21 protein-coding genes are annotated in these 21,971 nt (G+C 72.8%); 13 read left to right on the plus strand and 8 right to left on the minus strand.

Annotated features, from left to right (window positions below):
• Positions 1-24 precede the first annotated feature (24 nt).
• The 5 genes from ACFQ6N_RS31715 to ACFQ6N_RS31735 form a co-directional block, all read right to left on the minus strand.
• A complete protein-coding gene (locus ACFQ6N_RS31715) occupies positions 25-462 on the minus strand; it encodes a hypothetical protein (RefSeq protein ID WP_380656557.1) in 438 nt (145 codons plus the stop codon).
• 269 nt (positions 463-731) lie between these two features.
• Complete coding sequence (gene glnII, locus ACFQ6N_RS31720) at positions 732-1,754, minus strand: glutamine synthetase (protein ID WP_380656559.1); 1,023 nt, start codon at positions 1,752-1,754, stop codon at positions 732-734.
• 219 nt (positions 1,755-1,973) lie between these two features.
• Positions 1,974-3,011, minus strand: a complete 1,038-nt coding sequence (locus ACFQ6N_RS31725) for an SCO1860 family LAETG-anchored protein (protein WP_380656562.1) — start codon at positions 3,009-3,011, stop codon at positions 1,974-1,976.
• 197 nt (positions 3,012-3,208) lie between these two features.
• Entirely contained in the window at positions 3,209-3,886 is a 678-nt protein-coding gene (locus tag ACFQ6N_RS31730) for a uracil-DNA glycosylase (protein ID WP_380656565.1), read from the minus strand.
• Between the two features lie 68 nt (positions 3,887-3,954).
• The gene (locus ACFQ6N_RS31735; RefSeq protein ID WP_380656568.1) at positions 3,955-5,046 is read right to left on the minus strand and encodes an amidohydrolase family protein; all 1,092 of its coding nucleotides are present in this window, start codon (positions 5,044-5,046) and stop codon (positions 3,955-3,957) included.
• A gap of 177 nt (positions 5,047-5,223) precedes the next feature.
• On the opposite strand from ACFQ6N_RS31735, the gene ACFQ6N_RS31740 reads away from it, so the two are divergent.
• On the plus strand, positions 5,224-6,309 hold the full coding sequence (locus ACFQ6N_RS31740; protein WP_380656571.1) for a pyridoxal-phosphate-dependent aminotransferase family protein: 1,086 nt from the start codon (positions 5,224-5,226) through the stop codon (positions 6,307-6,309).
• A 60-nt stretch (positions 6,310-6,369) separates the two neighbouring features.
• On the opposite strand, the gene ACFQ6N_RS31745 is transcribed toward ACFQ6N_RS31740, so the two are convergent.
• Both ACFQ6N_RS31745 and ACFQ6N_RS31750 read right to left on the minus strand, forming a co-directional pair.
• Positions 6,370-8,007: an APC family permease gene (locus tag ACFQ6N_RS31745; protein ID WP_380656574.1), complete on the minus strand. Its 1,638-nt coding sequence runs from the start codon at positions 8,005-8,007 to the stop codon at positions 6,370-6,372.
• A gap of 344 nt (positions 8,008-8,351) precedes the next feature.
• Positions 8,352-9,557, minus strand: coding sequence for an IS110 family transposase (locus ACFQ6N_RS31750; RefSeq protein ID WP_380656577.1), 1,206 nt, complete (start codon positions 9,555-9,557; stop codon positions 8,352-8,354).
• A 210-nt stretch (positions 9,558-9,767) separates the two neighbouring features.
• Here ACFQ6N_RS31750 and ACFQ6N_RS31755 point away from each other — a divergent pair, with 210 nt between their 5' ends.
• Complete coding sequence (locus tag ACFQ6N_RS31755; protein ID WP_380656579.1) at positions 9,768-11,363, plus strand: TauD/TfdA family dioxygenase; 1,596 nt, start codon at positions 9,768-9,770, stop codon at positions 11,361-11,363.
• Positions 11,364-11,489: 126 nt separating this feature from the next.
• Here ACFQ6N_RS31755 and ACFQ6N_RS31760 read toward each other — a convergent pair whose 3' ends face one another.
• A complete protein-coding gene (locus tag ACFQ6N_RS31760; RefSeq protein ID WP_380656613.1) occupies positions 11,490-12,224 on the minus strand; it encodes a GntR family transcriptional regulator in 735 nt (244 codons plus the stop codon).
• Between the two features lie 419 nt (positions 12,225-12,643).
• On the opposite strand from ACFQ6N_RS31760, the gene ACFQ6N_RS31765 reads away from it, so the two are divergent.
• The 11 genes from ACFQ6N_RS31765 (at position 12,644) to ACFQ6N_RS31815 (ending at position 21,880) form a co-directional block, all read left to right on the plus strand.
• Positions 12,644-13,807, plus strand: coding sequence for an ABC transporter substrate-binding protein (locus tag ACFQ6N_RS31765; RefSeq protein ID WP_380656582.1), 1,164 nt, complete (start codon positions 12,644-12,646; stop codon positions 13,805-13,807).
• Between the two features lie 6 nt (positions 13,808-13,813).
• The gene (locus ACFQ6N_RS31770; protein WP_380656585.1) at positions 13,814-14,791 is read left to right on the plus strand and encodes an ABC transporter permease; all 978 of its coding nucleotides are present in this window, start codon (positions 13,814-13,816) and stop codon (positions 14,789-14,791) included.
• Positions 14,791-15,600: an ABC transporter permease gene (locus ACFQ6N_RS31775; protein ID WP_380656616.1), complete on the plus strand. Its 810-nt coding sequence runs from the start codon at positions 14,791-14,793 to the stop codon at positions 15,598-15,600. Before ACFQ6N_RS31770 ends, ACFQ6N_RS31775 begins: the two co-directional genes overlap by 1 nt.
• A gap of 31 nt (positions 15,601-15,631) precedes the next feature.
• Positions 15,632-16,717 carry an ABC transporter ATP-binding protein gene (locus ACFQ6N_RS31780; RefSeq protein WP_380656588.1) on the plus strand — a complete coding sequence of 362 codons (1,086 nt, stop codon included), beginning with the start codon at positions 15,632-15,634 and terminating at the stop codon, positions 16,715-16,717.
• 50 nt (positions 16,718-16,767) lie between these two features.
• The gene (locus ACFQ6N_RS31785; protein ID WP_380656590.1) at positions 16,768-17,490 is read left to right on the plus strand and encodes an HAD family hydrolase; all 723 of its coding nucleotides are present in this window, start codon (positions 16,768-16,770) and stop codon (positions 17,488-17,490) included.
• A 7-nt stretch (positions 17,491-17,497) separates the two neighbouring features.
• Positions 17,498-17,818, plus strand: coding sequence for a DMT family transporter (locus ACFQ6N_RS31790; RefSeq protein WP_380656593.1), 321 nt, complete (start codon positions 17,498-17,500; stop codon positions 17,816-17,818).
• 125 nt (positions 17,819-17,943) lie between these two features.
• Positions 17,944-18,435, plus strand: a complete 492-nt coding sequence (locus ACFQ6N_RS31795; RefSeq protein WP_380656595.1) for a hypothetical protein — start codon at positions 17,944-17,946, stop codon at positions 18,433-18,435.
• Between the two features lie 248 nt (positions 18,436-18,683).
• A complete protein-coding gene (locus ACFQ6N_RS31800; protein WP_380656598.1) occupies positions 18,684-18,983 on the plus strand; it encodes a hypothetical protein in 300 nt (99 codons plus the stop codon).
• Entirely contained in the window at positions 18,980-20,305 is a 1,326-nt protein-coding gene (locus tag ACFQ6N_RS31805; protein WP_380656600.1) for a WXG100 family type VII secretion target, read from the plus strand. The genes ACFQ6N_RS31800 and ACFQ6N_RS31805 overlap by 4 nt, the downstream gene beginning before the upstream one ends.
• The gene (locus tag ACFQ6N_RS31810; protein ID WP_380656603.1) at positions 20,295-20,981 is read left to right on the plus strand and encodes a hypothetical protein; all 687 of its coding nucleotides are present in this window, start codon (positions 20,295-20,297) and stop codon (positions 20,979-20,981) included. Before ACFQ6N_RS31805 ends, ACFQ6N_RS31810 begins: the two co-directional genes overlap by 11 nt.
• The gene (locus ACFQ6N_RS31815; RefSeq protein WP_380656605.1) at positions 20,978-21,880 is read left to right on the plus strand and encodes a hypothetical protein; all 903 of its coding nucleotides are present in this window, start codon (positions 20,978-20,980) and stop codon (positions 21,878-21,880) included. The genes ACFQ6N_RS31810 and ACFQ6N_RS31815 overlap by 4 nt, the downstream gene beginning before the upstream one ends.
• Positions 21,881-21,971: the final 91 nt, after the last annotated feature.

Genomic DNA, 21,971 nt, shown 5'->3' on the forward strand with positions numbered 1-21,971 from the left:
CCGGCACCGCACCGGACCCGCCCGTCAGTTGGCCGGAACCGCGTAGGTCCACCAGGCGCTCCAGGCGCCGTTGCTGTACCGGTCGATGTACCACGCGCGGTTGTCGCCGCCGCGTGCGCTGAGCGTGAGGGCGTTGTCCGGGGTCGCCTTGACGACGGTGACGCCGCTGGTCAGGTAGCCGCCCATGCTGGTCCAGTCACTCATCCGGTTGGAGTTGCCGATCGTCCAGCGGGTCCACATGGCGTGGTCGAGGCCGATCACGAAGACCTGCCGGGTGCCGTCCCGGAACCCGACGAAGGTCTGGCCGCCGGTGCCGTAGTCGCCACCGCAGATGAAGTCGCCGCCGAAGACCGTGCTGCCGCAGTGCGCGGGGCTGGCGATGCTCGCCGAGGCGGGAGCCGCGGTCAGCGCGACACCGGCGAGAACGGCGGCGGCCGCGACGGCGGCCTTGATCTTGTTCATGTCTGCTCCTGGCTGGTCGGATCGGGCCGTGACGACCGTCGGCGAACCGGGCGGCGAGTCGCCCGGAAAGCCGTACGGCAGGCCCTCACCGGTACCAACGGCGCCTTCGGCCAAGCGAGTTCAATGGTTCGTCGCCCATCGATCCACCGCACCGGGGGCTTCGCGAACACCCCTGCTCAGGGCACCTGTCGGCTGCCGGAACGCCCGCAGGCCCTCCCCCACGACGGGGAAGGGCCTGCGGGCGTTTGCACACACCCAGGGGCGGCGGATCAGACCTGGCCGGCCTTCTCCAGGGCCGCGCAGCAGGTGTTGATCAGGAGGCGGGTGACGACGTAGGGGTCGACGTTCGCGTTCGGGCGGCGGTCCTCGATGTAGCCCTTCTGGTCCACCTCGACCTGCCACGGGATGCGGACCGAGGCGCCGCGGTTGGAGACGCCGTAGCTGTAGACGTTCCACGGGGCGGTCTCGTGCTTGCCGGTCAGGCGGGACTCGATGTCGGCGCCGTACTGGGTGACGTGCTCCAGCACGATCTCCTGGGAGGCACCGAGCGACTCGCAGGCGGTGATGATGGCGTCGTAGCCCTCGCGCATCGCCTTGGTGGAGAAGTTGGTGTGAGCGCCCGCGCCGTTCCAGTCGCCCCTGGCCGGCTTGGCGTCCAGGGTGGCGTCGATGCCGAACTCCTCGGCGGTGCGGTAGAGCAGGTAGCGGGCGATCCACATGTCGTCCGAGACGCTCAGCGCGTCGACCGGGCCGATCTGGAACTCCCACTGGCCGGGCATGACCTCGGCGTTGATGCCGCAGATGGCCAGGCCGGCGTCGATGCAGCGGTCCAGGTGCAGCTCGACGATCTCGCGGCCGAAGACCTCCTCGGCGCCGACGCCGCAGTAGTAGCCGCCCTGCGGGGCCGGGAAGCCGCCCTCCGGGAAGCCGAGCGGGCGGGAGCCCTTGAAGAAGGTGTACTCCTGCTCGATGCCGAAGATCGACTCCTGGGCGGTGTACTTCTCGGCGACCTCGCGCAGCAGGGCGCGGGTGTTGGACTCGTGCGGGGTGCCGTTGGTCTCCAGGACCTCGCAGAGGACCAGGATGTTGTCACCGCCGCGGATCGGGTCCGGCACGACCTTCACCGGGTCCAGCACGCGGTCCGAGGCGTGGCCCTCGGCCTGGTTGGTCGAGGAACCGTCGAAGCCCCAGGTGGGGATCTTGTCGGCGTTGGGCAGGACGCGAGTCTTGGAACGGAGCTTCGCGGTCGGCTTGGTGCCGTCGATCCAGATGTACTCGGCCTTGATTGCCACGGCTTGTCCCTCGCATTGCTGGGTGGTGGGTGCCCGCGTAGCGTCGCAAGCCGCCGTTTCCCGGTTGTTCCTCCTATGTAACGCGCAGGTGAACCAACCGTCCGCATTGGCACGGTCACGGTGCGGGAGTGCCGGGGGTGGCACTCCCACCTCCCGTGGTGCCCCTGGTGCGCCGACGCCCCCGGCCGCGGCGCCTCAGGACCCCAGTACCGCGGCGCCTCAGTGCCGGCGGGCGTGCGCGGCCCGGCGGCGCCGGGTGGCCCACAGGGCGGCCGCCCCGCCCGCGACCAGGGCGGCGGCCCCCGCGGCCAGCGGGCCGGTGGCGCCGCTGCCGCCGGTGGTGGCGAGCCGCTCCGGCTGCGCGGACTTCTCCGGTCCCGCCGGCGGGACGGCGGCGCGCGAGGTGGTGGTGTCGGCGACGGGCTGGGCGGCGGGCGCACTGGTGGCGTCGCCGGTCGGCGTACCGCTGGGGACGGCCGGCGGCGCGGAGGGCTTCTCGCAGCCCACCGAGGCGACGGTGACCTTCCCGGTGACCTTGGCGACGTTGAGGTTCAGCGGGTTCACCTCCACCTGTACCTCCAGGGCCGAGGCGGCGGCGGTGGTCGTGGTGGTGGTCTTCTTGGAGAACTCCACCGACACGCTGCCGACCAGCGGCACGTCGACCTTGGTCGGCCCGTACAGGCCGACGGTGACGGGCTTGCCGAGCACGGTCAGCTTGGCGGGCGCGACCACGTCGGCGGTCGGCGGGCCGTCCACGGGGCAGGTCACCTCGGCGCTCATCGCCTCCAGGCCCAGCAGCGCGGTGGCGGGCAGGCCGGGGGCGTGCACATCGGCGTTGACCAGCTTGACGGAGGCGCCGGTGCCCTTGGCGTCGACCCTGGTGACGGACGTGCCGATGTCGGCCTTGACCAGGGTGACCGGGCCGGTCTGGTCGACGCCGTCCACCGCGGCCGTCAGCACCGAGCCGCCCCGGGTCTCCGGCCGGGGGGACCCGGAGTCCCGGGCGGGCAACTCCACCTTGTTCAGCGCGATGTTCACCGGGACGTCCACGGCATTGTTCAACAGCTTGACGTCCAGGGCGAGTTCGGCGGTGACGGCGCGCGCCTTGCCCGGGGAGGCCGCAGTCGCCTGCGCGGCCGACGGAGCAGTCGACGGGGCGGCCGGAGCAGCCGGGGCGGCCTGGACGGCGGGCGCGGCGGTGAGCAGTGTGCTCGCCGCGACGACGGCGGCTGCGGAAACGATTCGGCGAGAAGACATGGCGGTACCCCCACACAGATGAAACGATGAGCCGCCAGTCTTCTCGAACAATCCGTCACATGAGCAACACGGAACGTCATTTCACTCGTTGGAGTGAGATTGACGTTCCGAGCTGACCAGGATCTGCTACCGCGGGCGCGGGACCGCGGCCACGGCCGCTGTCCCGGCAGCCGCTATGGCAGCCACTACGGCCACCGCTACGGCAGCCGCCAGTCCACCGGCTGCGCCCCCTGCCGCACCAGCAGCTCGTTCGCCCGGCTGAACGGCCGCGAGCCGAAGAAGCCCCGGTCGGCCGACATCGGGCTCGGGTGCGCCGACTCGATCGCCGGGATGTCCCCGAGCACCGGCCGCAGCCGGCGGGCGTCCGCCCCCCAGAGGATGGCCACCATCGGGCCGCCGCGCGCCACCAGCGCCCGGATCGCCTGCTCGGTGACCTCCTCCCAGCCCTTGCCCCGGTGCGCGGCCGGCTTGCGCGGCGCGGTGGTCAGCGCCCGGTTGAGCAGCAGCACGCCCTGCCGCGTCCACGGGGTGAGGTCCCCGTTGGACGGCTCCGGCAGGCCGAGGTCGGTGCCGTACTCCCGGTAGATGTTGATCAGGCTCGCCGGGATCGGCCGCACCTCCGGCGCGACCGAGAAGCTGAGCCCGACGGCGTGGCCCGGGGTCGGGTACGGGTCCTGCCCGACGATCAGCACCCGCACGTCGGCGAAGGGCTGCTGGAACGCCCGCAGCACGTTCGGGCCGGAGGGCAGATAGGTACGGCCGGCGGCCAGTTCGGCGCGCAGGAAGTCGCCCATCGCGGCGACCCGTCCGGTGACGGGTTCCAGGGCGGCGGCCCAGCCGGGCTCGACGATCTCATTCAGTGGACGCGGTGCCATGGTCGCCACCCTATCGGCCTATACCGACAGGCCGTTCAGCGGATGATCATGCACACAGGCCCGGGGGCTCACCCCACCGGCCGCCCTCGCAGCACCACCAGCCGCGGGTCCGCCAGCACCCGGACGTCCGCCCTGGGGTCCTGCCCGTACACCACGAAGTCCGCCGGCGCGCCCTCCTCCAGGCCCGGCCGCCCCAGCCACTCCCGCGCCCCCCAGGTCGCCGCCGACAGCGCCTCGGCCGGGCTCAGCCCCGCCTTCACCAGCTCCGCCACCTCGTCCGCGACCAGCCCGTGGGCGAGCGAGCCGCCCGCGTCCGTCCCGACGAACACCGGGATGCCCGCGTCGTGCGCGGCGCCCACGGTGTCGTACCGGCGCTCGTGCAGCCGCCGCATGTGCGCCGCCCAGGCCGGGAACTTGGCCTCACCGCCGGCCGCGAGATCGGGGAAGGTGGCGATGTTCACCAGGGTCGGGACGATGGCCACGCCGCGCTCGGCGAAGGCCGGGATCAGCTCCTCGGTCAGCCCGGTGGCGTGCTCGACGCAGTCGATCCCGGCCGCCAGCAGGTCCGGCAGCGACTCGGCGGCGAAGCAGTGCGCGGTGACCCGGGCCCCCTCCTCGTGCGCCGCCGCGATCGCCTCGGCCAGCGCGTCGCCGGGCCAGCAGGCCGCCAGGTCGCCGGTCCCGCGGTCGATCCAGTCGCCGACCAGCTTCACCCAGCCGTCCCCGCGCCGGGCTTCGGCCCTGACGTACGCGGCCAGGTCGCCGGGCTCGATCTCGTGCGCGTAGTTGCGGATGTAGCGGCGGGTCCGGGCGATGTGCCGGCCGGCCCGGATGATCCGGGGCAGGTCCTCGCGCTCGTCGATCCACCGGGTGTCGGCGGCCGAACCGGCGTCGCGGATCAGCAGGGTGCCGGCGTCACGGTCGGTGAGCGCCTGCTTCTCGCTGGTCTCCGCGTCCACCGCGCCGTGCGCGTCCAGGCCGACGTGGCAGTGCGCGTCCACCAGGCCAGGCAGCACCCAGCCGGTCACCGTACGGACGTCCCCGGCCGACGGCGGGCGGGTGAAGCTCACCCGGCCGTCGACCACCCAGAGTTCGTCCCGGACGTCCTGCGGACCGACCAGCACCCGACCCCGCACGTGCAGCACCGCGCCATCGCTCATGGCCGCACTCTACCGACGGCCGGGTTCCGTGGAACCGGAGCTGATGCGGCAGACTCGTTCCGGCACCCACCACCCCCTGGCAGCGAAAGGCCGTACCGACGTGAACGAGCGAAGCGAGCGAGCCACCGAACGGCGTGCGCGGGTGAACGCCCCCGCCGAGCGCGGCGAGGCGGGCGCGTGAACCCCTTCCTGGATCTCCCCCCGCTCAGCGCCGCCGAGTTCGCGGCGATCGAGGACCGGGTGGCCGCGCTGCTGCACACCGAGGCCGACGTGATCGTCACCCAGGGCGAGGCCCTCCTCCCCTTGGAGGCCGCGATCCGCGGCGCCGCGCACCCGGGCTCGACCGCGCTCAACATCGTCACCGGCCCGTACGGGCAGACCTTCGGCAACTGGCTGCGCTCCTGCGGCACCACCGTCGTCGACCTGGCCGTCCCGTTCGACAGCGCGGTCGGCGCGGAGCAGGTGGCCGAGGCCCTCGACGCCGACCCGGCGATCGACTTCGTCTCCCTCGTCCACGCCGAGGCCGCCACCGGCAACACCAACCCGGTCGCCGCGATCGGTGCCGTGGTGCGCGAGCACGGCGCGCTGTTGATGGTCGACGCGGTCGCCTCGGTCGCCGCCGAGCCGCTGCTCACCGACGAGTGGGGCATCGACCTGTGCGTCATCGGCGGCCAGAAGGCGATGGGCGGCCCGGCCGGGGTGTCCGCCGTCTCCGTGTCCGAGCGCGCCTGGGAGCGGATCGCCGCCAACCCGGCCGCCCCGCGCCGCTCCTACCTGTCGCTGCTCGACTGGAAGGAGCGCTGGACGGACGCCGGTCGCACCGTACTCCCGCACGCCCCGGCCCAGTTGGAGATGCTCGCGCTCGGCGCCTGCCTCGACCGGATCGCCGCCGACGGCCTGCCCAGCGTGATCGCCCGCCACCGCGCGGCCGCGGCGGCCACCCGGGCCGGCGTCCGCGCGCTCGGCACCCTGGCCCCCTTCGTCACCGAGGACGCCCACGCGGCCCCGGTGGCCACCACCCTGCGCACCCCCGACGGGGTGCACGCGGCCGGACTCGCCGCCCGCCTCGACCCGTCCCTGCCCGTCCAGCCGGGCGGCGGCGCCCTGGCCGCCTCGATGCTCCGGGTCAACCACTACGGCACGGCGGCAGCGCTGTCCGTGGTCGGCGACTGCCTCAGCGCCCTCGCCGCCGCGACCGGTGCGGACGCCGCCCCGGCCCTGGCCGCCGCCGAGGCCGCCTGGACCGCGACCGCCGGGGTGTAGCCGGGTACGGGAGCGGCCCCCGGAGGATCTCCTCCGGGGGCCGCTCCCGTCGTTCCGGGCTCAGTGCCCGCCCGCGTCCACCACCTCGACCCCGCGGATGTTCCGCTCGATCTCCTCCGCGGGCAGCGCGACCGCCAGGGCCCAGTAGTAGACGACCAGCGAGAACGCCACCACGACGGCGATGTCCCACCACAGCGGCAGGTTCCCCTGGGCGCCCGCCCCGAAGGTGCCCTGCCAGGAGATCAGGCCCATGCCGACCAGGTAGACCGGCAGCCACTGGCCCGCCCTGAAGTCCATCCGCGGCGCGTTCGGCACCCCCTTGGACGCGGCGTACGCCGAGTACCCGCCGAGCAGCGCGTACCCGATCACGATCGCCAGGCCGAGCCGCCACAGCGTGTCCCAGCCGGACCAGTAGATGACCAGGCCCGCCACCGCGAAGGCCAGCGGCGAGACGACCGGGCCGCCGGGCAGGCGGTACGAGCGCTCCATCCCCGGCAGCCGCTTGCGCAGCACGCCGAAGGCCAGCGGCGCGCCCGCATACATCAGCACGACGGCCGAGGTGATGAAGCCGACCAGCCGCTGCCAGCTCGGGAACGGCAGGAAGCAGAGCACCCCGGCGACCCAGGCGATCAGCAGGCCCAGCCAGGGCACCGCGCGCTTGTCGGTGTACTGGAGCGCCTGCGGGGCGTAGCCGTTGCGGCTCAGGCCGTAGGTCACCCGGGAGCTGGAGGTGATGTAGACCAGCCCGGTGCCGGCCGGCGAGATCACCGCGTCGATGAACAGGACGGTGGCCAGCCAGCCCAGGCCGATCAGGGTCGCGAGGCCGGCGAACGGCCCGCTGATGCCGGGGTAGTCGAGCGTGGTCCAGCCGCCGGCGAAGGTCTCCGGCGGCAGGGCGCCGATGAACACCACCTGGAGCAGCACGTAGACGACCGTGCCGATGGCGACCGAGCCGAGGACCGCCCGGGGGATGTCCCGCCGGGGGTTGCGGCTCTCCCCGGCCCACTGGATGGCCTGCTCGAAGCCGAGCAGCGCGAAGATCACCCCGCTGGTGCTGATCGCCGCCAGGACGCCCTTGGCGCCGTCCGGGGCGAAGCCGTGCACGTCGAAGTTGGAGCCGTGGAACTCGGTGACGCCGAGGGCGACGATGGTCAGGACCGGGATGGCGACCTTCCACACGGTGGCCACGCTGTTGGTGTGGGCGAGCAGCCGCACCCCGAGGAAGTTGACCGCGACGAACACCCCGAGCAGCAGGGCCGCGACGGCGAACCCGGAGCCGGTGAGCGTCAGGTTCTTGTTCAGCAGGCCGTCCGCCCAGGACCAGTGCTGGGCGTAGTTGATCATCGCCTGCACCTCGATCGGCGCGATCGTGGCCGCCTGGAGCCAGGTGAACCAGCCGAACGACATCCCGGCGAACCCGCCGAACGCGTAGTGCGGGTACCGCGCCGTCCCGCCCGCCACCGGGAACAGCCCGCCCAACTCGGCGTGGATCAGCGCCAGCAGGACGATCGCCAGCGCGCCGATCCCCCACGACACCAGTGCCGCGGGCCCCGCCGCCACCGCCGCCTTCTGCGCCCCGAACAGCCAGCCGGACCCGATGATCGCCCCGACCGAGGCCCACAGCAGCCCGGCGAGGCCGACCTCCCGTCGGAGCCCGGTGTGGCCCGAGGCGGGCGGATCGGAGGAGGAGTGGGCCATGGCCGATCGCCTCTCGGCTGGGGGACGTGGGGGAAACGCGCTCCGACCCTGCCGCAGCGGCACCGCCCGCCCGTCCCGCAACGCGCCCCGGGCCGCCCCGATCAGCCGGACGGCGCACGCGCCCGGCGGTGGCGGTCGGCAGTGGCCGACGGCGGTCGATGGCGGCACCGGCCGGATGCACGGGGCCCCGGCCGCGGTTCCCGGCACAGTTCGCACAGCGTTCACCTGCCCGGCACGCCGATCTCACCGAGGCCGGGCAGGCTCCAGCGGTGGGCAAAGTTGGCTATACAACTTCGCCCGAGAATCGCAGGAAACACCGCCGAGGAGGAATCTCAATGACCGTGTCAAGCCGTCTGCGCGGCTGGTGCGGCGGAGATGAACAGCTTCTTGTCGCGCAGCATCGCCCACAGCACGTCGACCCGGCGGCGGGCCAGTGCCAGCAGGGCCTGGGTGTGCAGCAGCCCTTCGCCGCGCTTCTTCAGGTAGTAGTCCCGGGAGAGTCCGGGCCGCATCATCGCGGTCTGGGCGGCCATGTAGAAGACGTATCGCAGGCGCCGGTTGTACCGCTGGGGCCGGTGGTAGTTGCCGGTGCGGCGGCCGGAATCTCGGGCGACCGGGGCCAGACCGGCGTGGGATGCCAGGCGGCCCGCGTCCGCGTAGCCGGACAGGTCGCCGACGATGGCGACGAGCTCGGCGCCCAGGATGGGGCCGATGCCGGGCATGGACTCGATGATCTCGGCGCGCTCGTCGGCGCGGAAGGTCTCGCGGATCTCCCGGTCGTTGTCCTTGATCCGTTCGTCCAGGGCCAGGAGCTGGTGGGCCAGGTCGCAGACCAGCTTCGCGGCCCGCTTCTCGCCGGGCAGTTCGATCATCTGCGACTGGGCGGCTTCCACCGCTCTCGCGGCGACATCGCCCGGGTTGCGGACCTTGCGGCGCTCCAGCCAGGTCGTCAGCCGTTTGACGCCGATCCGCCGCAGGGCGGCCGGGGTCTGGCACTCGGTCAGCATGACGACCGGTCCCTTGGCCGCGGAGTAGTCGAAGGCCCGTTCCAGGGCGGGGCAGATGCCGACCAGCAGGTCGCGCAGGCGGTTGATCAGCCGCACCCGGTCCGCGATGAGGTCGGCCCGGTAGTTGGTCAGCACCCTGAGCGTGGTGACCAGTTCGGGAGGCGTGTCCAGCTGGCTAAAGCCCCTCGGGCGCATGCGGGCCTGGTCGGCGATGACCCGGGCGTCCCTGGCGTCGGTCTTGCCCTCGCCTCGGTAGGCGCCGGACATGCGGTTGACGGTGCGGCCGGGCACGTAGACGACGTGCTGGCCGTGCGCGACCAGCAGGGCCAGCAGCAGGGTAGAGGCGCGGCCGGAGATGTCCACCGCCCACCGGATCTCGCCGGCCTTCGCCCGGGCCGTCTCGATGAGGGCGAGGATCTGCGACTCGTCGTTGATCACCTTCGTCGAGAACACGCTCTCGCCCTCGGCGTCGACCGCAACCGCCCAGTGATGTCCCTTGCCGGCGTCGATGCCGACCCATATCCGCTCGTGAACCCTGCTCAAGCCCGTCGCTCCGCATCCCTCGTGACCAGCGCAACTCGGCCCGAAGAACACTCCGCCAACAGGTCCCTAACCGGCGATGACCGCAGTTCTCAATCAGTGGTCGGAGCGTCCCGAAGGACCGGGCGGCCATTCCTTCCGAGCCATCAACGGCAGAACCCCGTCAGCCATACCCGGTCCTCCCGGACCGCCTCACATTCTTAGGGAGACCCCGTGACCGAGCTGCCGCCGTACTGGCTGCGCGACAACTGCCCCTGCGCCCAGTGCCGGGACCCGCGCAACGGACAGAAGCTGTTCCAGATCGGCGACCTGCCGGAGGACCTGGCGATCGCCGCGAGCACCGAGGCCGACGGGCACCTGGAGGTGCTCTGGTCGGACGGGCACCGGTCGCGCTACCCGGCGCGGTGGCTGAGCGAGGAGGACGGGGGCGACGGGCGGACCGAGGACGGCAAACGGCTCTGGACGGCGGCGGACTTCGCCGGCGGCATCCCCGAGGCGCCGTGGGAGGCGTACCTGACCGACCCGGCCGAGCAGGCCGCGGTGCTCGCGGCCGTACGGCACAGCGGCTTCGCCGTGCTGCGCGGGGTACCCACCGTGGAACGGCAGGTGCTGCGGGTGGCCGAGAGCTTCGGCTACGTCCGGGTCACCAACTACGGGGAACTGTTCGACGTCCGGGTCGAGCCCGACCCCAACAACCTCGCCTTCACCAGCGTCGCGATCGCACCGCACACCGACAACCCCTACCGGGACCCGGTGCCCACGCTCCAACTGCTGCACTGCCTGGAGAACTCGGCCACCGGCGGGGACTCCGGCCTGGTCGACGGCTTCCGGGCCGCCGCACTCCTGCGCGAGGAGGCCCCCGAGGACTTCCGGACGCTCACCCGCACGCCCGTCCCCTTCGTCTTCCGCGACCGCCGCACCGAACTGCGCGCCGACCGCCCGCTGATCGAGGTGGACGCCCTCGGCCGGATCCGCGAGGTCCGCTTCAACAACCGCTCGATCGGCACCCTGCGCGGCAGCCACGACCGGGTGAGCGCCTTCTACGCCGCCTACCGCCGCTTCGCCGCGATCACGCTGCGCCCCGAACTGCGGCTCGCCTTCCGCCTCGACCCCGGCGACTGCCTGGTCTTCGACAACACCCGTCTGCTGCACGCCCGTACGGCGTTCCGGCAGGACGGCCACCGGCACCTCCAGGGCTGCTACGCCGACCTGGACTCACTCGCCGGCACCCTCGCCGTGCTGCACCGCCGCGCCGCCGCCCTGGACACCATCGCCGGGCTGTTCGCGGGCGAGGGCGCCGGGGAGTACCTGGGCGAGGAGGTCACCATGGCCGAGCACATGCTGCAGGCCGCCGCTGCCGCCGAGGCGGCCGGGGCACCGGAGCACCTGGTCGCCGCGGCCCTGCTGCACGACGTGGGCCACTTCTTCGACGAGCACGGCCACGGCGCCCTGCACGGACGGGACTTGATGCAGGGTCAGGACAACCGCCACAGCGACAGCGGCGCCGACTGGCTGGCCCGCTGGTTCGGCCCGGAGGTCACCGGGCCGGTACGGCTGCACGTCGCCGCCAAGCGCTACCTGTGCGCGGTCGAGCCGGGCTACCGGGAGCGGCTGTCCGAGGCCTCCGAGTACACGCTGACCGTCCAGGGCGGCCCGATGGGCGACGCGGAGGCCGCCGCCTTCGCCGAACTCCCGGGCGCCGTCGACGCGGTGGCCGTCCGGCGCTGGGACGAGCAGGCGAAGGTCGCGGGCGCGCCGACCCCCGGCTTCGACCACTACCGCCCGCTGCTGCTCTCGCTCATGAACTGACGAGCGGGCGAGCCCCCCGCCCCGAGCCGAAGGGGCGCGCCGGTGCCGAAAGGGAGAGCGCGAGGGAGCGCCGACCGTCGGCACCGGACGAGAAGCGCCCCGGAGGCGAGCGGGCGAGTCACATCCTCAGTCCAGTTCCCGCGCGTGCCGTGAGAGCGCCGAGGTGGCCAGGGAGTTGTGCACGCTGAAGGCCACCGTCCCGGGCAGGTAGCGGTCCTGGGACCACTCCACCGGCATGCCGGTCGGGTCGGTGGTCCGGCGCCGTTCGCGCAGCAGCGGGCTGCCGCGGCGGCAGCCGAGCAGCCGGGCGTCCTCGGCGTTGGCGGCGACGATGTCGATGGTGTGGTCGGCGTCGGTGAACAGGATGCCGTGTTCGCGCAGCACTTCGGTGTGCGAGACGACGTCCGCCGGCAGTTCGGCGACGATCTCGCCGACCCGCGGCGGGTAGACGGTGCGCTCGACCATGACCGGCGTGCCGGAGAGTGTGCGCAGCCGGACGGTGACGTACACCTCGGCGCCCGGTTCGAGGCGCAGTTGCTCGCGTTCGGCGGCGTCGGCGGGGCGGCGTACCAGCGAGTCCAGGATGCCGCCGGGTTCCTCGCCCATGGAGTAGGCCCAGTGCGTGAAGCTGAGCAGTTCGGAGAAGCTCTGTACCCGGGCGCCGCCGAGCACGACCCGCCGGGTGCCGCGGCGGGAGGTGACCAGTCCGTCGGAGCGGAGCACGGCGAGCGCCTGGCGGACGGTGCCCCGGGAGACGCCGTACTGCTCGGCCAGCGCGCCTTCGGCGGGCAGCCGGCCGGCCTCGCCGTACGCGCCGGTGGTGATGGCCTCGCGCAGGTCGGCGGCGACCTTCCGGTACAGCGCGCCGGGGGCGCGCTCCTCGGTCGCGGAGGGGCGCTCGACGGCCGGGCGCCCCTCCGCCTGGGGGCGCTGCGGCTCGGTTGCCACGTCAGTCAATGTCCCTCCTGGGGCGGTGTCCTGCGCAGCGGTACCGGCGCGGACAGCCCGACCTTATCCCGCTGCGTCGTCGAAGCATCGCACCGAACGGATCAGGCTCCGATGGCCTGATTCCACCGTTCCCGCAGCCGACCCCGGTTCTGGGCCGTCCGTTCACCTTCCCGTCACCGGACTCCGGCGTACTTACCTCCGTCAGCGAAGTTGGCTAGTCAACTCGGACGGTTCCGAACAGCGACGATGCCCGGACGGCTCCGAACCGCCACTCGCCAGATCCCCCGATCGAGACGCCCACTCGCAGTTCCCCCTTCTCAGGAGACTGACCCGTGTCCGTGCACCGCGCCCGCTCCGCCGCCTTCGCGGCCGTCCTGACCGCTGCCGCGCTCTCCCTCACCGCCTGCGGCTCCGCGGGCTCCTCCGCCAAGTCCGGCGACGCCGCGGGCGGCAAGAACGCCAAGACCGCCACCTCCGTCGCCGACTTCGGCGGCATGGACGGCCTGGTCGCCGCCGCCAAGAAGGAGGGCAAGCTGCACGTCATCACGCTGCCGCGCGACTGGGCGAACTACGGCAAGCTGATGGACGACTTCAAGGCCAAGTACGGCATCGAGATCGAGGACGAGAACCCGGACGGTTCCAGCCAGGACGAGATCAACGCGGTCACCTCCCGCAAGGGCCAGGACCGCGCCCCCGACGTCGTCGACCTGGGCGCCGCGTTCGCCACCTCCGGTGCCAAGCAGGGCCTGTTCGCCCCGTACAAGGTGGCCGACTTCGACAAGATCCCGGCCACCATGAAGGACGCCGACGGTCTGCGCTACAACGACTACGGCGGCTACGTCTCGATCGCCTGCGACGCCAAGAAGGTCTCGGCCTGCCCGAAGACCTTCGCCGACCTGCTGAAGCCCGAGTACAAGGGCATGGTCGCGCTCAACGGCAACCCGACCAAGGCGAACGCCGCGTACAGCGCCGTCATGGCCGCCGCCCTGGCCAACAACGGTTCGCTGGACAACGTCCAGCCCGGCATCGACTTCTTCGGCAAGCTGAAGCAGGCCGGCAACTTCAACCCGGTCGAGGTCACCCCGGCGACCATCGAGAAGGGCGAGACCCCGATCAGCATCGACTGGTCCTACCTGAACGCCGGCTACGCCGTGAAGTTCAAGGACAAGGGCATCGACTGGCAGGTCAGCATCCCGTCCGACGGCATCTACGCCAACTTCTACAACCAGGCCATCAACAAGGACGCGCCGCACCCGGCCGCCGCCCGCCTGTGGGAGGAGTACCTCTACAGCGCGGAGGGCCAGAACGGCTTCCTGGGCGGCTACGCCACCCCGGCCCTGTTCGACGCCATGAAGGCCGCCGGCACCCTGGACACGGCCGCCGCGGCCAAGCTGCCGGTCGTCGAGAAGCCCTTCACCACCTTCCCCACCGACGACCAGACGACGGCGACCAAGAAGGTCGTGACGGAGAACTGGGCCAAGGCGATCGCGGGCTGACCTGAGATGACCACGGCTCCCACCCCGGTGCCGGCCTCCGCCTCCGCCGCCCAGAGCGGCGGGGGCGACCCCGGCCCCGCAACCCCCGCCACCGCCTCGGCCCGCACCGCCGAGGCCCCCCGCCCGGCCAAGAGCCGGGCCCGCGGCAGCCGCGCCTGGCTCGCCGCCCTCCCCCTGATCCTCTTCTTCGCGATCGGCTTCGGCCTGCCCGCGATCGCGATCGCCATCGGCGCGTTCACCACCTCCACCGACGCACCCGACGGCGGCGGCACCTTCACCACCGACAACATCACCGGCTCCCTCCAGGGCGCCTACTGGACGGCCCTGTGGGGCAGCGTGAAGCTGTCCCTGCTGACGGCGCTGATCGCCGCCGCGGTCGGCCTGCCGCTCGCCCAGGCGGTGGCGACCTCCCGGTTCCGGGTGTTCCGCGAGGCCGTGATGTCGGCCTCCGGCGTGCTCGCCAACTTCGGCGGCGTGCCGCTGGCCTTCATGTTCGTCGCCACCCTCGGCAACGCGGGCGAGGTCACCAAGCAGTTCGGTCTGACCAAGCACGGCTGGAGCCTCTACACCTTCTCCGGCCTGTCCGTGGTCTACCTGTACTTCCTGGTGCCGCTGATGGTCATCACCATCACCCCGGCCCTGGAGGGCCTGAAGGTCCAGTGGCGCGAGGCCGCCTACAACAACGGCGCCACCGCGCTGCAGTACTGGCGGCACGTGGCCCTGCCGGTCCTGCTGCCCTCGCTGCTCGGCGGCTTCGTGCTGCTGTTCGGCGCCTCCTTCGCCGCGTACGCCACCGCCGAGGCCATGGTGGGCAGTTCGGTGCCGCTGATCTCGATGCAGATCGGCGACGCGCTGTCCGGCAACGTCCTGGTCGGCCAGGGCAACCTCGCCCTCGCCCTCGGCCTCGACATGATCGTGGTCGCCTGCCTGGTGATGGCCGTGTACCTGCCCCTTCAGCGCCGGAGTGCCAAGTGGCTCGCCTGATCGATCGCATCCGTTTCGGCCGCGGCCTGGTCCTGCTGCTCTGCGGCGTCTACTTCGCCGTACCGCTCGCCGCCTCGCTGTACTTCAGCGTCGACGACAACAAGGGCGGCACCACCTTCCGCGCCTACACCGAGCTGCTGAACGCCCCCGGCTTCACCGACAGCCTGGTGCTCAGCCTCGAACTGGCCGGCGTCACCGTCGCGGTGCTGCTGCTCCTGCTCGTCCCGGCGATGCTCGCCGCCCGGCTCGGCGCGCCCAGGCTGCGCCCGGTGATCGAGGTGATGTGCTCGATGCCGCTGGTCGTCCCGGTGGTCGCGCTCACCACCGGCATCATCGGCGTGCTGCGCTGGGGCCCGGACTACCTCCAGGACACCCCGCTGTTCCAGACCATCGTGGCGATCCAGGACCCGTCCTTCCCGATCGTCCTGATCATCGCGTACGTGCTGATGGCGCTGCCCTTCGCCTACCGGGCGATCGACGCCGGACTGCGCGGCGTGGACGTCGCCACCCTGGTCGAGGCCGCCCGCAACTGCGGCGCGGGCTGGCTGCGCGCGGTGTTCACCGTCGTCCTGCCGAACCTGCGCAGCGCGCTGCTGAACGCGGCCGTGCTCACCGTCGCCCTGGTGCTCGGCGAGTTCACCACCGCCTCCATCCTCGGCTTCGCCCCCTTCTCGGTGTGGATCAACTCCAACGGCAAGAGCGACGGCCAGATGTCCGTCGCGGTCTCCATGCTCAGCCTGCTGATCGTCTGGCTCGTCCTGCTGCTGATGTCCGCCGTCGGCCGCGGGCGCAAGGCCGCCCGGTCCTGAACCACACCCCCGCTTCCAGGAGTTACCAGCCATGACCACGGCTCCCGCCCCCGCCGCCGGTGTCGCCCTCGCGCCCGGCAGCGCCACCGTCGAATTCCGCTCGCTGCGCCGCTCGTTCGGCGCCACCACCGCCCTCGACGGCCTGGACCTGACCGTCCGGCCCGGCGAACTGCTCGCCCTGCTCGGCCCGTCCGGCTGCGGCAAGACCACCGCGCTGCGCATCCTGGCCGGCTTCGAGCAGCACGACTCCGGTGAGGTCCTGGTCGACGGCCGGGACATCACCTCGATCCCGGCGCACAAGCGCGACGCGGGCATGGTGTTCCAGTCGTACAGCCTCTTCCCGCACCTGTCCGCGCTCGACAACGTCGCCTTCGGGCTGCGGATGCGCGGCGCCGGCAAGGCCGAGCGCCGCAAGCGCGCCCTGGAGCTGCTGGAGCTGGTCGGCCTGCCGCACCGCGCCGAGCACTACCCGCACCAGATGTCCGGCGGCCAGCAGCAGCGCATCGCGCTGGCCCGCGCGCTCGCCCTGCAGCCGCGCGTCCTGCTGCTGGACGAGCCGCTGTCCGCGCTGGACGCCAAGGTCCGGCTCCAGCTGCGCGAGGAGATCCGTCGCCTCCAGCAGGAGCTGGGCATCACCACCCTGTTCGTCACCCACGACCAGGAGGAGGCGCTGTCGATGGCCGACCGGGTCGCGGTGCTGCGCGCGGGCCGGCTGGAGCAGTGCGCCACGCCGTCCGAGCTGTACGGCCGGCCGGCCACCGCCTTCGTCGCCGAGTTCGTCGGCACCATGAGCCGCATCCCGTGCACCCGCACCGCGGACGGCGTCGAGGTGCTCGGCCGCCGCCACGCGGTGGACGGCGAGATCCCGGCCGACGGCGAGCTCCAGGTGCTGGTCCGGCCCGAGAACGTCTCCCTCACGCCCGCCGAGAACGGCCCGGCCCTGGTCGTCTCCGCGTCCTTCCTGGGCGCCGTCACCCGGCTGACCGTCCGGCTCGACGACGGCACCGAGGTCAAGGCCGACCTGCCCACCGAGGCCGTCGCCGCGCTGCCGGCCGGCTCCCGGGCCGAGCTCACCCTGCCGGAGCGCCCGGTGCTGGTGGACCGCCGCCCGGCCTGAGAGCCTTGCACGTCCCTGCTCCGACGCTGAGAACCACCGAAGGTACCGCCATGCCTGAATCCGCCCTGCCCGAATCCGCCCTGCCCGAGTCCGCCGCCTCGCCCGAGGCCGCCCTGCCCGCCGCCGTCCTCTTCGACATGGACGGCACCCTGGTCGACACCGAGCAGCTGTGGTGGCAGACCGCCGCCGAGATCGCCGAGGAACTCCGGCACCCGCTCACCGAGCAGGACGCCCCCGAGGTGCTCGGCCAGGCCGTCGAGCACACCGCCGCCCACCTGCACCGGGTCAGCGGCACCACCCTCGGCGAGGCCGAACTCGCCGACCGCCTCGGCGAGTCCTTCGCCGCCAAGGTCGCCGCCGAGACGGTGCCGCGCCCCGGCGCCCTGGCCCTGCTGGCCTCGCTGCGGGACGCCCGGGTGCCCACCGCGCTGGTCTCCGCCTCGCCGCGCCGGGTGGTCGACCTCGTGCTGTCCGCCATCGGCCGGGACTGGTTCGCCGTCACCCTGGCCGCCGAGGACACCGAGCGCACCAAGCCCGCGCCCGACCCGTACCTCGCCGCCGCCCGCCGGCTCGGCCTCGACCCGGCGGTCTGCCTCGCCGTCGAGGACACCCCGACCGGGGTCGCCTCCGCCACCGCGGCCGGCTGCGCCGTGCTCGCCGTGCCCTCCACCCCGACGCCGATGCCCGCCGGGGACCGGATCACGCTGCTCGCCAGCCTGGAACAGGCCGACCTCGCGCTGCTCGGGAAGCTCGCCGCCGCTCCGGCGGTTTGACCCCGACATGCCCTACGTCCTGCTCGCCCTCGCCATCCTGAGCGAGGTCTGCGCCACCAGCTGCCTCAAACTCACCGAGGGGTTCACCCGCCTCTGGCCCAGCCTGGGGGTCGGCATCGGCTACGCGCTCTCCTTCCTGCTGCTCGGCCGCGCGCTCAAGCACATCCCGGTCTCGGTCGCCTACGCGGTCTGGTCGGGGGCCGGGACCGCCGCGGTCGCCGGGATCGGGGTGGTCGCCTTCGGCGAGTCGCTCGGCCGGCTGCAACTGCTGGGGATCGCGCTGGTGATCGTCGGCGTGGTGGTCCTCAACCTCAAGGGCGGCCACTGACCGAAGGCGCCCCGCCGCTTCCTGACGTTCGGTCAGTTCGCGAACCATGTGGCCAACTCGCCTGCCGGGGCGGGAAGTCGGACTACCCGACGTCCCGCCCCGAGCCGTTCGCTACGGTGTCCCCCATGACGGACCCCAGGCCCCACCACTACCGCTTCGTCCACCGCGAGCTCGCCCGCCAGGTGCTGGAGTTCGGCCCGCGGGTGGCCACCCCGACCCCGGACGGCGGCAGCCTGCTGCCCGTCGTCACCCAGATATGGGAGGACCTCGGCAAGACCCTCCCACCCGAGGACCGCCTGCCGGTCCACGGCCTCGACTGCCGCCACCTGTCCGTCGACGGCCACCACATGCTGCTGGTCACCCTGCCCACCGCGGTCGGCGCCACCGAGGCGCACTTCGTCGCCGCCGTCCACCCCAAGGGCGGCCGGGCCGTCCGCTACATCACCCTGGAGCACGCGTTCAGCCCCTTCGACGGCAGCCCCGGCACCGTCCTCGGCGAGTGGACCACCGAGAGCCACCTCAACCACGGCCCGGGGCCCTCCCCCGTCGCCGAACTCTTCGTCACGGCCGTCGTGCAGCTCACCGCCCCGAAGAAGCGCGGCTTCTGGCGCCGCTGACCCCGGCCGGGTGACACCGGCGGCACAAGGCCGGCCGAACGGTACCGGCCGCGCGGTGCCTGCCGGACGACGACCACCGAACAGCGACAACAGACCGCAGACCGCAGACCGGGCCGCCGACGTCAAGAAGCCGTCGACGGCCCGTAAATGTCCCGTAACGAGGCCCCCCTTCGCCCGCGGAGAAGATCACCGGCCCTCCCGGCCGGGGCTATGCTCGCCCGGTCCGGCAATCGAGCACGGGGGCGAACATGGCCGACTTCACGGTCAGTACGGAGTTCCTCGCCAAGTTGGCGCAGGACCTCAAGGGTTGTGGCGACGAACTCGACCAGGGGCTCAAGGCATTCGAGGCGGCCGGCCACACCGGCACCGGCTTCGAGTTCCTGGACGAGGCCTGCGGGCACTTCAAGGAGAAGTGGGAGTACGGCCTGAAGAAGGTCCGGGAGTGCGTCAAGATCCTCGACGACGGCCTGGACAAGGTGCAGCAGAGCTACGACGGCACCGAGCAGAGCATCGCCAAGGCCCTCACCCCGACGGCGGCACAGGCATGACCGACCCCGCGCCCGCGCCCGACTGGTCCGGCCTCGGCTTCGACCCGACCCCGGGCGACGCCGCCGCCGTCACCGCCCTCAGCGGAAGCCTGCGCCGGGTCGGCACGCACCTGACCGGCGTCCACACCACCCTGTCCCAGCTCAGCGCCGACCAGGGCGAGTGGACCGGCGACGCCGCCAAGGCCTTCTCCGGCCAGTTCGGCAAGCTCCCCAGCTACCTCCAGGACGCCGCCGACTCCATCACCGCCGCCTACCAGGCACTCGACGTCTGGTACCAGGCACTGACCGAACACCAGCCCAAGGCTGCCGAGTTGGCGAGCGCCGCGGTCGCCGCCAAGCAGCGCAAGGGCGAGGCCGAACAGGCCCGCGCCACCGCGGCAGCCGCCCCCGACCTCGAACTGGCCGGCCGGAGCTTCCCCGACGACGCCTCCCTCGCCGCCGCCGAACAGCGCTACACCAAGGCGAAGGGCCACCTCGACGCGGCCGCCGCACTGGTCGACAGCGCCGCCTCCGAACTCACCGGCCTCCAGGACCAGGCCCGTGAACTCGCCGAAGGCCACAAGTCGGACGCCCACAAGACGGCCGACGCCATCCGCAAGGCCGCCGACAGCAAGGCCCCGCCCGAGCCGGGCTGGCTCAGCAAGGTCGGCACCTGGCTGAAGAACCACGGCGCGGACCTGCTGACGGTGGCGGCGGGCGTCTGCGGCATCGCGGCGATCTTCTTCCCCGCCTTCGCCCTCCCCGCCATCCTGCTCAGCGCGGCGGCCGCCGGCGCGCACGCCACCCAGTACGCCGTCAAGGGGCAGCTCTGGCCGCCGCAGAAGAACATCGGCAACTGGCTGACCCTGGGCGGCGACGTCCTCGGCGCGATCCCCGGCGTCGGCGTCGCCGCCAAGGGTGTGACCGCCGCCCGGGAGGCGAGCGCCGCCGGCTCGGGCGTACGCGGCGCGGTCACCGCCGGGACGACCGAGGTCCGGTCCGCCTCCCGCGCGATCGACCCGGCCAACCCGGTCTTCACCACGGCGATCGAGAAGCCGGCCGTCAAGCTCGGGCTCTCCAAGGCCACCGCGATGAACGTCTCCGACGGTGTCCAAGCCGCCACCACCTTCGGCCTCAACGCCCCGACCGCGTACGCCCTCTCCAAGGACAACCCGAGCGACGGCCTCTCCGGCGCGGTCAACTACACCACCGGCACCAACAACCTGGTCGGCTCGGCGGGAGTGGTCTCCGGCGGCGGCAAGGCCAACACCGTCATCGGCACCGTATCCACCCTGGGCAACCTGCTCGGCCTGGGCGGATGGGCGGCCGGATATGGCCGTTGAGACCTCCGAGGCCACGGCTCCACCACTCTGGCTGACGCTCCCGGCGGGCTTCACCGCCATCGACCTGGACGAGGACCCCGGCGACCGCATGCAGCGCTCGGCGGAGCTGCTGGACGCGGTGTTCCCCGGGGCCGCCCCCGAGCAGAAGCTCAGCGCCGTGATCGCCGCCGAGACCGCCCTCCAGGCCCACCTGCGCGAGGGCGCCGTCCACGTCGCCGGCTGCCTGGTCCGCGCCGAGGACGGCGAACCCGTCCACGGCATGCTCGCCGTCTTCCTCCGCCCCCAGGACCCCGGCCCGCCGGGCGGCTACCCCGCCCGCGTCGCCGAGGAGTTGGCCGAGGCCTGGCCGGACGCCGACGTCGGCGTGGTCGACCTGCCCGTCGGCCGCGCCGCTCTCGCCGCCCGCGACCTGACCGTCCCGGTGCCCGGCGCGGTGTGGGGCGTCCCCGGGTCCACCGTCAGCACGGTGCGCCAGCTCGAACTGCTGCTCCCCCACCCCTGGAGCCCGTACGTGGTCGCCGCCGTCTTCACCACCGAGGACCTCGACCACTGGGACGAGTGGCTGCCGCTGCTCGCCGCCGCCTTCCGCGGCATCTCCTTCCACCCGCCTCGCGACGAGAGCCTCGACACCCTCCCGCCCGAACAGTGGGACACCGTGCGGAAGGCCTTCGGATGACGCCCGCGGCCCGATCCGACCGGGCCGCGGGCGCCACCCGCCCGTGGCTCGGCCGCACCGCCGCCCTCATCGCCGTCCTGACCTGCCTGTTCGTCGGCATCGTCCTCGCGTACGTCTTCGTCGGCACCCTGCTCGCCTTCGGCCTGGGGGCCCTGTACATCGTCACGACGGGCATCGGACTCGCGAAGCTCCGGAGCCCCGTAAGCGACTCCGACTACAACGACATCGGCGGGGCGCTGCTCCTGGTCCTCCTCGCCACCCTCATGGCCTGCGGGGCGGGCGCCGACGCCTGGCACAACCACGTGCTGGGCACGGGCCGGAACATCGACGCCGTGGTCACGACCGAGCACGTCGAGAAGTCGGCCCGCGGCGGGACGAAGCGGACGTACACCCTCGTGTCGAAGGGCGAGGGCACCGTCCCCGGCGGACCGCTCGCACCGGAATCCCGGCGCTTCAAGCCCGGCGACACCGTCACCGTCCGGATGGACCCGGCCGGACGGGTCGCCCCCAAGCTCCCCGGAGAGGCCGACTCCCCGGCCTCCCTCGGGCTCGCCGTCGGACTCGGCACGGGCATCGCCCTGCTCCTGCTCTGGTACGGCCACGAGGCCGGCCGGCCGCCCCGGAAGCCGCGCCCACCCGGCCCCTGGCGGGACAGGCTGCGCCGACTCGACGGCCTGCCGCTCACCGCCGCGGCAACCGCCGTGTCCGTGCCGTGGCTGCTGCTCCTCCGACTCGTCCAGGGCAAGCTCGGGCTGACCATCATGATCGCGGCCCCCTACCCCTTCGCCGCACTGGCGGCCTTCGGCGCGCTGGTCCGCGACGAGGAGCGGAAGCGGCCCCAGGGGCTGGTGCTCCTCGCGGTCGGCGTGGCCTTCACCCTCCTCGCCCTCTTCCTCTAGGCCCAATGCCGGTGACTTTGTCCTGTCTGTCTCGTTGGTTGTGGTGTGGCGAGGGTGGGGCAGGTCAAGGCGCCTGCGGGCGAGCGGTTGT

It is taken from the genome of Kitasatospora sp. NPDC056446, assembly GCF_042796115.1.
Taxonomy (GTDB): Bacteria; Actinomycetota; Actinomycetes; order Streptomycetales; family Streptomycetaceae; genus Kitasatospora.